The following is a 13,399-nucleotide window of genomic DNA, read 5'->3' as shown; positions in this document are numbered from 1 at the left end:
TGAGAAAATCAGGCATGATGGTGAAGTAGCCAACCTGAGACGAGGGTCACAATGCCTTTCATCGATCTGAACAGCGACGTCGGAGAATCCTTCGGCAACTGGACCATGGGCGATGACGCCGCCATTTTCCGCCATGTTTCCAGTGCCAATGTGGCCTGCGGCTTCCATGCCGGTGACCCCAGCACCATTGCGCAGACCTGTCGGGACGCCGTTGCCGCGGGTGTCACCATCGGAGCCCACGTGGGATACCGCGACCTGGCCGGCTTCGGCCGTCGGTTCCTGGACTGCTCTGCCATGGAACTCGCCGATGACGTCCTCTACCAGCTCGGAGCCCTGCAGGCCCTCGCCAAGGCAGCAGGCTCCGACGTTAAGTACGTCAAACCCCATGGCGCCCTGTACAACGCGATCGTCCATCACGAGGTCCACGCCCAAGCGGTGGTAGATGCAGTCCATGCGTTCAGCCCAGGGCTGCCGCTGCTGCTGCTTCCCGGCTCGGTGGCCTTGCGCAAGGCAGAAGTACGCGGCCTGCGAGCCCTTTCAGAGGCGTTTGCCGACCGTGCCTACAATCCGGACGGCACACTGGTGTCCCGCCGGGAAGAAGGATCTGTACTGCACGACCACGACGAGATCACCCGGAACATGGTCCGCCTCGCAACCGAGGGCAAGATCGTGGCGCGGGACGGCTCCATCCTGGAGGTTCAGGCCGACAGCATCTGCGTCCACGGCGACACAGCAGGCGCCGTAGCCATGGCTGGGGCGGTCCGTGCCGGACTGGAAGCCGCAGGCGTCACTGTCCGGAGCTTTGCATGAGCATTACCGGAATCCGCTGGGCCGGCCCGAGGGCGTTGCTGGTGGAACTGACGGACCTCGCGTCCGTCCTTGCTTTCCATCACCATCTGCAGGCTGAGCCGTTCCCTGGCCAGCTCGACGCCGTCGCTGCCGCTGCCACTGTGCTGGTGAAATTCGCAACGCATCCCCAAGCCCTGGCAGCACGCGCCGTCGTCGGTGATTTTGACGTGGACGTACTGCACTACGAAGGCGGACGCGAAGTCACCATTGAGGTGGTGTACGACGGCGAAGACCTCGCCGAGGTGGGCAGGCTCACCGGACTCGGCGTTGACGGCGTCATAACCGCCCACACCAGCCAGGTCTGGACCGCGGCATTCGGCGGCTTCGCCCCCGGCTTCACCTACCTCGTGGGCGAGGACAGCAGCCTCAATGTCCCGCGCAGGACTTCACCCCGCACAGCCGTTCCCCCCGGGGCCGTGGCTCTGGGCGGGGAGTTCTCAGCCGTGTATCCACGGCAATCGCCCGGCGGGTGGCAGCTGATCGGCCGCACGTCCGCGGTCCTCTGGGATCTCGGCCGGGAGCAACCAGCCCTCATCCGACCGGGCGACAAGGTCCGTTATGTGGCTGTGGCAGCTGCCGAAACGGGTATGGCACCGACCGTCGCTTCCCGCACCCCGGCGATAAAGAACCCCGCCGAGAACGATGAGTTGGTGAATGGCCTCGCTGTGGAGTCGCCGGGGTTGCAGTCATTACTGCAGGATCTGGGCAGGCCCGGACTTGGCGACCTGGGCGTTTCGGCATCCGGGGCGGCCGACCAGCAATCAGCCCGCCAGGCCAACAGGCTGGTGGGGAACGAGCCCGGCGCCGCCGTGGTCGAGAACCTCCTCGGCGGGCTCACGGTGAGGGCAAGGGGCGACCAGGTGTTGGCGATGGCCGGAGCGGCGGTCCCGCTCGAGATCCGTTCGCCGGATGGTGTCGCCTTACGCCGCCCCACCGGGAGCTCCCCTTTTGCTTTACTCGACGGCGAAAGCCTCACCGTCGGTGTTCCCTCGGCTGGACTGCGCTGCTATCTGGCAGTCCGGGGTGGCGTCGATGTTCAGCCGGTGCTCGGCAGCCGCTCCACCGACTCGATGTCCGGGGTCGGTCCGCTGCCGCTGGCTGCCGGAAGCGTGCTGCCCGTGGCGCCCGTGGACGGTGTCCGTCCTGTGGGGCATCCGGAAACCTCCACCCTCCGGCTGGGGTCACGCACCGCTGACCTCCGGGTCACCTTAGGGCCACGGGATGACTGGTTCACGGAAGAGGCACTGCGGACTCTTTCAGGCCAGGAGTGGCACGTGACGGAGCAGTCGAACCGGATCGGCGTCCGCCTTGTTCCGAATGCGGGCACAGGTGAATCCCTGGCCCGCAGCCGAGAGGGTGAGTTGGCCAGCGAAGGTGCCGTGGCCGGAGCCCTTCAGGTTCCGCCCAGCGGCAATCCTGTTCTGTTCCTCGCGGATCATCCCGTAACGGGCGGCTATCCCGTGATCGCCGTCGTCGTCCCCGAAGACCTTCCGACGGCGGCACAGCTGCCGCCGGGTCACCGGGTCCGTTTTATCCCAGTAGATCCCTCCACGCTGGAACCCTTGGCACCAGCCGTCCCGCTTCACCATGAAGTCCCCGCCGAAAGCGGCGCAATTTCCGAAGGAATTCCGTCATGAAAAAGGTCCTGATCGCCAACCGTGGCGAGATTGCCGTGCGCATTGCCCGTGCCTGCTCCGATGCTGGCCTGCAGTCCGTCGCCGTCTATTCAGACCCCGACGCCGATGCGCTCCACGTGCGCCTGGCGGACGAGGCCTACGCGCTTGGCGGGTCCTCGGGAGCTGAGACGTACCTGGAAATGGCCAAACTGATTGGCGTGGCGCGCCGCGCCGGGGCCGACGCCGTTCACCCGGGTTACGGGTTCCTTTCCGAGAATGCCGACTTCGCGCAGGCCGTGATGGATGCGGGGCTGACGTGGATTGGTCCTACACCGCAGTCCATCCGCGAATTGGGCAACAAAGTAACGGCGCGCGACATCGCTGTACGGGCGGGAGCCCCCTTGGTGCCCGGCAGTGACGGTCCGGTGGCCAACGCCGGCGAGGTTTTGGCGTTCGCCCAGGAGTATGGTCTGCCGGTGGCCATCAAGGCAGCGTTCGGCGGCGGCGGCCGTGGCCTGAAGGTAGCCAGGCGCCTCGAAGACATTGAGGACGCCTTCGAATCGGCCGTTCGTGAATCCACGGTGGCGTTTGGCAGGGGGGAGTGCTTCGTGGAGCGGTTCCTTGACCAGCCGCGGCACGTTGAAGCCCAGGTCCTGGCGGACATCCACGGCAACGTGGTGGTGCTCGGGACGCGTGACTGCTCCCTGCAGCGCCGCAACCAAAAGCTCGTGGAGGAGGCCCCGGCCCCGTTCCTTACCGAGGAGCAGCGCGCCCAGATCCATGCCTCCGCAAAGGCAATCTGCAGGGAGGCAAACTATCACGGCGCCGGAACGGTCGAATACCTCGTGGGCAAGGACGGCATCATATCCTTCCTGGAGGTGAACACCCGGCTTCAAGTGGAGCACCCCGTGACGGAGGAAACTTCGGGCGTGGACCTGGTCCGCGAACAATTCCGTATAGCTTCAGGCGGTGTCCTGCCTTTCACCGAGGATCCGGAACCCCACGGACATGCCTTTGAGTTCAGGCTTAACGCTGAGGATCCCGCGCGAGGCTTCCTGCCCGGGCCAGGAACCGTGGACATCTTCGAGCCACCAACCGGCCCCGGCATCCGCGTTGACACCGGAGTCCGTTCCGGATCGGTGGTACCCGGCGACTACGACTCGCTGATGGCAAAACTGATCGTGTACGGCGAGGACCGTCCCCAGGCACTGCGACGGGCACGGGCAGCCCTCGATGAGATGCAGATCAAGGGGCTGCCAACGGTGTTGCCGTTCCACCGCGCCGTGGTACGTCACCCCGATTTCATCGCGGAGGAGCGGCTGGGGGTTCACACAACCTGGATCGAAAACGAATTCGCCGAACCTCTCGCAGCCTCACCCGAGATCGCCCGTACCGCCCCGGACGCCGCCCGCAGCACCATCACCGTGGAGTTGGACGGCAAAGCAGTGCAGCTTGGGTTGCCCGCCCGGCTCTATGAGGCCCTTCTCAGCGGCGGTGGAGGTTCAGCTGGGCTGGCCGGTGCGGGTTCTTCCGTCGTCGGCTCCCCGGGAGCCGACGACGCCAGCCTCATTTCCCCGATGTCCGGCTCACTGGTGAAGTGGCTCGTGGAGTCTGGTGACGCAGTGGAAGCCGGGCAGCCAGTCGCAGTTCTGGAGGCCATGAAAATGGAAACCACTGTGGTTGCCCACCGTGCGGGGATTGTGGCGAGGGGCCCGCAGGAGGCGGGCACCGCCGTCGGGAGCGGAGAGGTCCTCGCGAAGATCGGCTAAAGCTCGAAGACCGGCTAAAGCGTTGCGTGGGTAGACGCACTGAAGGGCGGGCTTTCGCCCGCCCTTCAGTTCGACCATTCCCACAGACCAGGAAAGCTCTTATAAGTCAGTGGGCCCCCGAGTCAGACGCGGCTTCTGCGGCCGGCAACCGCACCGTAGATAGCGAGAACTATGACGGCGCCGAGAATGGCCAACAGCCAAGTCCGGAGATCAAAGAACTCACCAAGACCTCCACCAAAAATCAGCGAACCGATCCATCCGCCGAGTATTGCTCCGACAACACCCAAAACGAGTGTGACGACCCATCCTCCGCCTTGCCGGCCCGGAAGGATGGCTTTAGCAATTGCTCCAGCAATGAGACCGAGCAGGAGAAATCCGAGAATTCCCATGACTGCACTTCCCTTTCATTATGGCAATGCCGACGGGTATCGGCCCATGACATGAGTTAATCAGCATCCTTACTATCCTGCAAGCATTTTTGTTTCATGACTTGTTGGGTGGTGGTTCGGGGCAGACACACGAAAGCGGCGACTGGGGCTATCCGGGGGGACATGATCCAATCGCCGCTTTTGTGTTTCCCGGAGCGGGTCCGGGAAGACTTGGGTAGCAGTCCTTTCCGAGCGTTCCTGGTTGCGTGTCTTGGACGGGTGCTACGACCAAGGCCGTAGCACCCGCTCCCCGCTACGCCCTGCGGCGGCGGGACACCAGGGTCAGAGCCAGTCCTCCAAGCAGGAGCACACCGGCCACGCCCGCTGCGATGAAGGCAACCCCACCGGTGTTAGCCAGGGAGCGTCCGGTGTTGGCCAGCGGAGCACCAGCATCCTTCTTGGTGACAGGCGTTTCGGTTGAATCCTCCGGTGAGAGCGCAGCCCCACCAAGACCGAAGGCCTTGGCGCTGGCCACATTCTCGATCGGATTGCCGGACGCCACATCTGCTGCCTGCACTGTGTAGTCTGCGGTGCAGATGATCGACTCACCAGGAACCACTGTGGTGGCAGGGCAGGTGACGGTGACGCCCGCGGCGGTCAGCCGGGGATCATCAACCTGAAGATCAGTCAGCGTAGTCGTGCCCGTGTTGGTAGCCGTGAACGTGTACTGGATGACTTCCCCGGCATCGGCCACGCCGTCGCCGTCCCCGTCGCGCAGCGCGTTGTCCTTCTCAAGCTTGAGGGCCTGAACTACGTGCGCCGGAGTGGAGGTGGTATCCGGATCCGAAACCAGCTCCTCCATACCCGCCGGCGGGGTTCCTGCAGCGGTGGCCACGTTATCAACGGAGCCAGCATCAATATCGGCCTGGGTAACCACGTACTCCTCAACTGCAGCGCATGTTGTCGATGCTCCGGGAGCCAGGACACTCTCGGCACAGGTCACAGCACCAGCCTTGGGATCATCAACCCGGACATCCGTGATGGTCACGTTGCCGGTGTTGGTCACCGTGAAGGTGTAGCTGATCTCCTCGTTCAGGTCGGCCATGTTGTTGGCGTCACCGTCGAGCAGTTCCGCGTTCTTTTCGATCTGCAGTTCAGCGGAACGTGCAACCGTCGTCGTGGTTGAATCCTCGTTCGACACGGTCGGCTCATCATCGGGGTCGGTTCCCGCTGCGGTCGCAACGTTAACAACCTCGCCAGCGTCTACGTCGGCCTGCGTGATTACATACAACTCATCGGCCGAGCAGTCGGTGGACTCGTCGACCCCGAGTTCAACATCCTCGCAGGTAACCGCCCCGGCTAGGGGGTCGTTTACCTGGATCTCGCGGACTGGAACATTGCCGTCGTTGGTCACGAGGAACGTGAACCGGATCGTATCGCCGGCATCAACGATGTCATTGCTGTTGACGTCGACAGGGTCTCCGGCTGTTTTCTCCAGCGTCAGCACCGGTGCCTGTTCCGTGACAGGCGTATTGGTTGAATCCGGATCCGATTCCACCGGAACATCATCCGGATCGGTTCCCGTTGCCCGCGCCGTATTGGCGACGACGTTCGCCGTCTCATCTGCCGCGGTGATGGTGTAAACGGCTTCCGCTGCACAGTCGGTGAAGGCTGTCGGAGCCAAGGCCGTCACACCGCAAAGGACTGATCCGACGAGCGGGTCCACCACTGCGATGGAGCCCACCGGAACATTCCCGTCATTGGTAACGCGGAAGGTGTACTGGATGGTGTCCCCGGCGTCGGTGATGCCGGAGTTGTTGACGTCCGTCGGAGCCCCTGCTGTTTTCTCGATCAGGAGGGACGGGTTCGGCAGGGTAACTTCCGTGGTGGTGGAATCCGGCACGGAAGTCACGGTGCCGCCGTCGGGATCAGTACCAGTGCTGGTAGCGGTGTTATCCACTGACCCGGCGATTTCGTTTGCTTCGGTCACTACGTAGAGTGCGTCAGCAACGCATTCCGCCGTTTCTCCCACACCCAGCGTGATCGGGTCACCGACCGCAAGCGGGCCAACTTCCCCGCCAGCAAAGGTGTGCGTGATGACCGTGCACGTGACGTTGCCAACCAAGGGGTCATTGACCCCGACGTCCCGGACCGGAACGTTTCCAGTGTTGGTGACCGTGAAGGTGTACCGGATGGTGTCGCCGGCATCGGTGATCCCCGAGTTGTTGACATCCACCGGGGCTTCGGCGGTCTTTTCGATGGCCAGGCCAGGCGCCGGGACCGTCACGGGAGTGGACGTGCTGTCCTCTTCCGAGTTCACCTGGGCGTCATCGGGGTCGATTCCGGTGGCCGTGGCGGAGTTGTCAACTGAACCTGCGGCTTCGTCGTCCTCCGTCACTACATACAGCTCGTCTGCGACGCATTCAGTGAAAGCCCCTGCAAGCAGTGTTGTGCTGGTGCAGGTGACACTGCCGATCAGGGGATCATTGACGGCGGCATCGTGGATGGTCACGTTGCCTGAGTTGGTGACAACGAAGGTGTACTGGATGGTGTCCCCAGCGTCGGTGATTCCTGAGTTGTTGAGGTCCGCCGGGGTTCCGGCGGTCTTCTCGATGCTCAACGCCGGGCGCGGGGCGATGACCTCGGTGGTGGTCTCATCCGGGTTGGACTCGACGGGATCGCCGTCGGGGTCGGTGCCCTGAGCCGTAGCGGTGTTGTCCACTGATCCAGCAGCCTCATCGGCTTCGGTGATCACATACACAGCGCTTGCTGCGCAGTCAGTGGACTCTCCCGGCGCCAGGGTGGTCTCCTCGCAGTTCACCGTGATTGCCGGGTCCAATCCACCCAGCAGTCCATCATCGATGACCAGGTCCGCCACAGGTACGTTTCCGTTGTTGGTGACCCGGAAGGTGTACTGGATGGTGTCGCCGGCGTCGGCGATCCCCGAAGAGTTGACGTCGGCGGGTGCACCGGCCGTCTTTTCGAGCACGAGCAGGTTCTGCTGTGCCGTGACCTCCGTCCGGGTGCTGTCAGGGTCCGAAGCAACAGGAGCGTTGTCCGGGCCGACGGCATTCGCCGTGGCAGTGTTCACCACGGCTCCGGCCGTTTCGTCAGCTGCCGTGATGGTGTAAGGCTGGCTGGCGGCGCAGGTGGTGGAGCCTCCCGGTGCCAGAGAGGTTGCCAGGCAGGTTATTGCAATTGCCGGATTCTGACCGGACAGCAGGTCATCTGCAATCGTCAGGCCTGTGAGCGGGAGATTTCCGTCGTTGGAGACGTTGAACGTGTACTGGACAGTGTCCCCTGCGTCGGTGATTCCGGAGTTGTTGACGTCCGTGGGTGTCCCTGCTTCTTTTTCCAGGGAGAGAGACGGGGCACGTTCGATCAGGGTGGTGGTGGTGTCTTCGTCCGTTGCCGGTGGGAGCCCGGCTACAGTCCCGCTAGCGGACGCGTTGTTCACTACCTCACCGGCATTGACGTCATTCTGCGAAAGCGTGTACGGGGCGGCTGTACAGGTTGTCATCGCGCCAACCGCCAGCGGACCGGGAGGGCATGTCACGGCGCCAACCAACGGGTCAGTCACCGTCACGGTCTCGAGCGGTATCGTTCCGGTGTTGGTCACATCGAAGGTGTACGTCACCGTGGAACCGGCAGTGTTACCTGTGGCGGCGCCGGCCTGCTTGTCCAACGTGAGGCCGGTGATCTGCGCCGCGTTGATGAACGTGCAGACCACGGCTACGCCGGCTGACCCGGCATCCGGCATGGTGAATTCGCCGGAGGTGCCTTGCCCGGTGGCGATAGTGCCGCCAGTGTTCTCATTCAGGCAAGTCCAGCTTGAGGCGTATCCGAACGCCGTCGGGCTGCTCGGTACGGTACCTGCACCGCTCTCGGAAATGGTGTAAGTGGTGCCTGCACGGCCAAAGACGGGCCCTGCAATTTCGGCTGGCTCATCCTGGATTCCTGCATCCGTACCTGCGGTGGTTCCGTCAATTCCCGCAGGAAGTCCGCCGCCGGCAAGAGTGACCATGACCTGGTCAGTCGGCGCCACACGACCTGCTGGAAAGTCCTTTTGCACCGTGATGGTGTTGGGTGTGGAGCAGGAAGCGAGGTCCACGGACCCGGTTTCGGAGAAGGGCAGGGTGCTGGTGACTGCGCCGGTGACGGGGTCTACCTGACGCAAGGTGTTGGAACTGCCCAGGTAGAGCATTCCGTCTCCGCCAAAAGCGATACCGTTGACCGGCTGCGGGGTCTCGATGGAAACCATCTGGCTTCCGGTGACCGTGATAGGTGCACCCGGCGACGTCGGAAGTTGCTGGTCGATGACCGTGAGAATGCTTTCAACGGTTCCACCGCCAACTACGTAAAGACGACCTTGACGGTCGAATGCCCAGTCGCCGTTAGCCCCGGCATTGGGAATGACGCCAGTGGCAACGAGGCCAATCGACGTGTTGGTTGTCGTGTTAAATCCGTAGATTTGAATGCTGCTGCCGCTGAATCCGCCGTAGTAGTAATATCCGGTAGCGGGATCGATTGCACCGTGAGTGACCGGGGTTCCGGCCTCACCGGCGCCCAGTGCGACTGTGGCTTCCGTTGACCTGTCGAGGCGGTAGATTGTGCGACCGGTTCCGGTGTTGTCAGGAAGTACACCGAAGGCCGCGCTGCCATCTGCGGCGATACCGAGTCCGTTGAGGTTGGCGGTTGCTCCGCCGATGTTGAATGAACCGACGCTGCTCTGGGTACCGGTGGCAGTGTCCACGAACCAGAGGTTGCGCTCGGCGGTTCCCTGGATCGAGTAGACGGACTCGCACGTGAGCGGGACGGCAGCTGCAGCGGGAGCCGGCACGTTCAGGCCGATGCCCCCCACTGTGAGAATTCCGGCGATAAGTGCGCCGCTTGTAAGTAAACCTACGCCTCGTCTGACAGCGTGGACTGGCTTGGTTTTTGTTTTTGCCGGATCGGCATTTGGGCGTCTTTTATACAACGGTCTACCCCCTGTAGATCGTTCGGGGCCAGACTTTGACCCGCGTGTTGTACGGGTCGCGTAGTTGCAAGTGTGCTCTTGATGCTTCCCCCACCGTAAATAGTTAGGGGCTGCTATCCGTTTGTCAAGTGAGTAATATTTCCATTACAATCGAATTAATAAATGCACTGAACAAACCTTTTGATATTAAACTATCGGTACTGTATTATCGGCCGTGGCGGCGGGGTGACTCGTCGGAAGGTCCAAAACTTGCAGGGTTTCAGGGGGAAAACTGCCTAGGACAGGTACTGAGAACATGAGTATTGCGCGCCAATCCAGGCGAGTTTGTGTCATTCGCGCAGGGACTATTGAAAAATAGAGGTCCCTTCGCCTGTAATCAACAGTCGCTTAAATTTCCTGATGGCGGATGAGATGTCAGCGCATACTTTTGTATTTAATTTGTAAATTCAACATTCCATAAGCGTGCTTACTTTTATCTTGTGGCGCCTTTCCCTACACGCAGAACTGATCCTTGGTGCCTTTGCGACGCCGAATTCTACGAGTGAAAGACTGGGATCCCTGCCTTGTTAGGTAGATTGGGATCATGCCCATGAACGCTGCACTCCAAGGGATCGCCGACAACGGCCACGCCACCCATGCCCACACTGGTGCCTGGGTCGCGGCCGTTCTTCGCGCGCGGATCTCCGCCGGGCAGCTCCCGCCGGGAACCAAACTCTCGGAGCAGAAGCTATCCGAGGCCCTAGGGGTTTCCCGGAACACACTGCGGGAGGCTTTCACAGTCCTTGCAGGAGAGTCCGTCGTCCAGCGCATTCCTAACAGGGGAGTGTACGTGGCAGCTCCGGGAGCTGAAGATGTCCGCGAGATTTACAGGGTGCGGCGGTTGATTGAGCCGGCAGCAGTCCTGTGGGGTGAGATTCCGGACGGTACGCTGGACCGGCTCGATACCATCATCTCTCACGCTCGTGAGGCGTTGGCTGCGGGATCAATCCAGGGTATGGCGGACGCGAACCAGGAGCTGCACAAGGCCTTGGTCTCACTCTCCGGCAGCGTTTCGTTGGATGAGCTCATGGAAAAGGTCCTTGCCGAAATGCGCCTGGTATTCCATGCAATGGCCACCACTCCGGATTTCCACAGCCACTATGTGGAGCGCAACGCCGCCCTGGTTGCCCAAATCCGGTCAGGCCAGCGGGAAGAAGCCGCCGCAGAGCTTCGACGTTACCTTGACGCTGCCGAGGATGAGTTGCTGGCCCACATCGGCGCCGCCCAATCTGACCGGCAGCGCTGACAGAAGCGCTGACTGCCCGCGCTGACTGCCCGCGCTGACTGCCGGGCACGTACAAAAGCGCCGCCGTGCTGGCGCGAACTCTATCCAGAAGCTTCTTCCCGGTAACCTCACACAGTGCCGACCCCTGGGGATGCGGGTAAGCCTGCGACCATTCCTGCCCACAACAGGTCGGTTGTAGCAATGGTCAAGTCGTCCGCGGATGCTCCATCGAGCAGGTTGCCCGCGGCCAGGAGCGCAGCACCATGGAGGCTCACGAAGCATACGAGCGCGAGCCTTTCTATGTCGCCTGACGCTAACTCTCCGGCGTCCTGGGCTTCTGTGAAGAGCCCCCTGGCTATCCGCATGCCTTCTTCGCCGATGCTGCGCAGTTCATCGCTGGCATCAGGATGGTGCTTAGTGGAGTGCATCACGGCCAGCAGGACCGGGTGGGAGACTGCGAAGTCCACGTAGGTTGCCGCAATCCCGACAAAACGTGAACGATGGTCTCCGGCAGCTTCTGATGCTCCGGTCATCCGGGCGTTCAGTTCACGGAAGCCGTCGAGGGCGAGGGCGTCGAGAAGCGCCTGTTTGTCACGGAAATGCTTTCCCGGCGCCGCATGGCTCACACCGAGGTCACGGGCGAGCTGCCGCAGGGAAAGTCCCTCAACCCCGGCATCTTCGATAAATTCCTTGGCGCGAGCGAGTAGCGCCTCGCGGAGCTTGCCGTGGTGGTAGGGCTGGTGTGTCATGCGATCCAGTATATGCGATATGTTGTCATTGACAACTTTAGTGACACTGCCTACTATGTTGACATTGGCTACATAAGTGGCAGTGACAGTGAGGATTTCGAGATGACCATGACCTACGCAGGAACCACAGCACTCATCACTGGAGCGAGCTCCGGACTCGGTTCCGAGTTCGCCGAACGATTTGCGGCGCGCCAGGCCAACCTCGTGCTGGTCGCACGGCGCGCCGACAGGCTTGAGGAACTGGCCCGGAAGCTGCGCGACGCCCACGGCGTTTCCGTAACTACACTCTCGAAGGATCTGAGCGTTCCGGGAGCCGGAGCAGAAGTTCACGGCGACCTCACCGAACGGGGCATCCGCATTGACACCCTGATCAATAACGCGGGCTTCGGCACGCGCGGCCCATTGGTAGAGGAAGACCCCGCGGTTATCGCCTCCGAGATCTCCCTGAACGTGGCATCCCTCGTCGAGACCACTCGGGTGTTCCTTCCTGAGATGCTCTCAGGAGGAAAGGGCGCACTCATTAATGTGGCCAGCACTGCAGCATTTCAGCCGCTCCCTGGGATGGCCGTTTATGGAGCGACCAAGGCTTTTGTCCTGAGCTTCACGGAAGCATTGGCCCATGAGACAAAGGGATCGGGCCTTCGGGTGCTTGCGCTCTGCCCGGGAGCCACCCGCACCGAGTTCTTCGACGTACTCGGGAGCCAAGCCGCAGCTTTCGGGCGGATGCAAAGTGCCAGCGAGGTCATCGACACGGCCCTGCAAGCTCTCGATCGGCGTGCTACCCCCGCAAGCGTCGTCTCCGGCTGGGGGAATCGCATTCTTGCCGGGATGGCCCAGCGTCTACCCAGGCAGGTCTCCCTCGCCATCGCAGGCAGAGCAGTGCAGGATTAGCAGCACACGGAAGAGTGCCGCGTGCAAAAGCGCCGCGGATCCGAAAACGGACCCGCGGCGCCGTAAACAAGCCAGGCGACTGTAGAGGCTACGGCACCAGGTAACTGCTGTCCCTGGCATCGGTTATCAGCATGTGCCCCGGGGCGTGCCCGATCGCAAGGGCGGGCCTGGACTCCATCACGGCAGCCTGGGGCGTAACCCCACAAGCCCAGAACACCGGGACATGGTTGGCGGGGATTTCTACGGCGTCGCCGAAGTCCGGACGGGCAAGGTCGGCGATGCCCAGCTCCGCAGGATTTCCCACGTGCACGGGGGCGCCGTGGACGGCCGGATAGCGCGACGTGATGCGTACGGCGTCGGAAACCTGCGAGGCCGGGACGGGGCGCATGGACACCACAAGCGGGCCGGCCATGGCACCCGCAGGTTCACAGCGCACACTGGTCCGGTACATCGGGACATTCACCCCTTGGTCGATGTGGGCCACCCGTATTCCGTTCTCCTGGAGTGCGGCTTCAAAGGTAAAGCTGCAACCCACAATGAACGTCACCAGGTCATCGCGCCAGTGCGCCAGAATGTCCGTCGGTTCGTCAACCTTGACCCCGTCTTCGTACACCACGTACCGTGCGACGTCGGTTCTCACGTCGCCGCCGAACAGCAATGGGCCGGATGTCTCACCGGCGTCGAGCACGCCCAGAATGGGACACGGCTTCGGGTTCCGCTGGGCAAACAGCAGGACATCGAAAGCCTGTGCCTTGGGGACAATGATCAGGTTCGCCTGGGCATAGCCCCCGCTCCAGCCGGAGGTGGGGCTAACAACGCCGGCCCGGAACAGTTCGCGGGCCTCCGACGGCAGCAGCGCTGCCGGATTCTCGGGAAGGACGACGCCAGCAGGGGAGTTCGTTGAAAGTGTCACTG

General features: G+C 62.5%; 9 protein-coding genes. 5 read left to right on the top strand and 4 right to left on the bottom strand.

Translation table 11 applies throughout. The features are described 5' to 3' along the window. Window positions 1-51: 51 nt before the first annotated feature. The 3 genes from MU551_RS06215 to MU551_RS06205 are packed head-to-tail and all read left to right on the top strand — an operon-like array spanning window position 52 to window position 4,234. Entirely contained in the window at window positions 52-810 is a 759-nt protein-coding gene (locus MU551_RS06215; protein ID WP_247041645.1) for a LamB/YcsF family protein, read from the top strand. After that, window positions 807-2,486 carry a 5-oxoprolinase subunit B/C family protein gene (locus tag MU551_RS06210; protein ID WP_247041643.1) on the top strand — a complete coding sequence of 560 codons (1,680 nt, stop codon included), beginning with the start codon at window positions 807-809 and terminating at the stop codon, window positions 2,484-2,486. The genes MU551_RS06215 and MU551_RS06210 overlap by 4 nt, the downstream gene beginning before the upstream one ends. Further along, entirely contained in the window at window positions 2,483-4,234 is a 1,752-nt protein-coding gene (locus MU551_RS06205; RefSeq protein WP_247041641.1) for an acetyl/propionyl/methylcrotonyl-CoA carboxylase subunit alpha, read from the top strand. Before MU551_RS06210 ends, MU551_RS06205 begins: the two co-directional genes overlap by 4 nt. 122 nt (window positions 4,235-4,356) lie before the next feature. Here the strand turns inward: MU551_RS06205 and MU551_RS06200 are convergent, their stop codons facing one another. After that, the gene (locus MU551_RS06200; RefSeq protein WP_247041639.1) at window positions 4,357-4,623 is read right to left on the bottom strand and encodes a GlsB/YeaQ/YmgE family stress response membrane protein; all 267 of its coding nucleotides are present in this window, start codon (window positions 4,621-4,623) and stop codon (window positions 4,357-4,359) included. A 292-nt stretch (window positions 4,624-4,915) separates the two neighbouring features. Beyond that, entirely contained in the window at window positions 4,916-9,463 is a 4,548-nt protein-coding gene (locus tag MU551_RS06195; RefSeq protein ID WP_247041637.1) for a beta strand repeat-containing protein, read from the bottom strand. Window positions 9,464-10,163: 700 nt separating this feature from the next. On the opposite strand from MU551_RS06195, the gene MU551_RS06190 reads away from it, so the two are divergent. After that, on the top strand, window positions 10,164-10,865 hold the full coding sequence (locus MU551_RS06190; RefSeq protein ID WP_247041635.1) for a GntR family transcriptional regulator: 702 nt from the start codon (window positions 10,164-10,166) through the stop codon (window positions 10,863-10,865). Between the two features lie 107 nt (window positions 10,866-10,972). Here the strand turns inward: MU551_RS06190 and MU551_RS06185 are convergent, their stop codons facing one another. Continuing rightward, a complete protein-coding gene (locus MU551_RS06185) occupies window positions 10,973-11,593 on the bottom strand; it encodes a TetR/AcrR family transcriptional regulator (protein ID WP_247041633.1) in 621 nt (206 codons plus the stop codon). Window positions 11,594-11,695: 102 nt separating this feature from the next. Between MU551_RS06185 and MU551_RS06180 the strand changes: the two genes are divergently transcribed. Beyond that, the gene (locus MU551_RS06180) at window positions 11,696-12,484 is read left to right on the top strand and encodes an SDR family NAD(P)-dependent oxidoreductase (RefSeq protein WP_247041631.1); all 789 of its coding nucleotides are present in this window, start codon (window positions 11,696-11,698) and stop codon (window positions 12,482-12,484) included. A gap of 88 nt (window positions 12,485-12,572) precedes the next feature. Here MU551_RS06180 and MU551_RS06175 read toward each other — a convergent pair whose 3' ends face one another. Next, entirely contained in the window at window positions 12,573-13,397 is an 825-nt protein-coding gene (locus MU551_RS06175; protein WP_247041629.1) for a putative hydro-lyase, read from the bottom strand. Window positions 13,398-13,399 lie beyond the last annotated feature (2 nt).

The sequence above is a fragment of the Arthrobacter rhizosphaerae genome, assembly GCF_023062595.1.
In the GTDB taxonomy this organism is placed as follows: Bacteria; Actinomycetota; Actinomycetes; order Actinomycetales; family Micrococcaceae; genus Arthrobacter; species Arthrobacter rhizosphaerae.
Note: the sequence above shows the minus strand (reverse complement) of the source record. Positions and strands in the feature narration are given on the sequence as shown.